Below are 518 nucleotides of genomic sequence, written 5' to 3'. Positions count from 1 at the left end.
GCCACCACTATGCAGTCCACTTTGTGTTCTTCGGCCCAATCCAGAATGGAATTTGTTGGATGACCTGTAACAACATGAGTGCCGATCTTCGGAGACTCCATCGATGCGTTCAGTTTGTCCTCAAAATCAGAAACGCTTTTCTGAACCTGCTCGGGTGGAAAGTACGACCCGATATACGAAGGTAGTTCTTCGAGAACGGACAGCACCGATACTGTCCCGCCATCCGACAGCAAGCGGCTTGCTGCATCCAGAGATTTGGCACAGTCGTTGATGTGATCAGGGGCGACTGGAACGAGGATATGGTTATACATCTGTACCTCCGGATTATTTCAGGATGTTGGGCAACCAGGTGGCGATCTGCGGGAAGATGAAGATCAGGGTCAGGCCAACGAACTGGAGTGCCACAAACGGGCCAACCGAATTGTAGACATCCCCCATGCTGACATCTTTGGGCAGAACCCCTTTGATCCAGAACAGCACAAAACCGAACGGAGGTGTCAGGTAAGCGATTTGGATGT

General features: G+C 51.2%; 2 protein-coding genes. Both read right to left on the bottom strand.

Translation table 11 applies throughout. The features are described 5' to 3' along the window. Positions 1–311, bottom strand: a 311-nt coding sequence (locus ACR0JX_RS19740; protein WP_480545534.1) for a universal stress protein, incomplete at its 3' end; no start/stop codon positions are given. A gap of 13 nt (positions 312–324) precedes the next feature. After that, positions 325–518: TRAP transporter large permease subunit (locus ACR0JX_RS19735; RefSeq protein ID WP_480545532.1), on the bottom strand; the 194-nt coding region annotated here is incomplete at its 5' end.

Source organism: Ruegeria sp. AH7 (genome assembly GCF_056541325.1).
The sequence above is the reverse complement of the archived record's forward strand: the minus strand, read 5'-3'. Positions and strand labels throughout refer to the sequence as shown.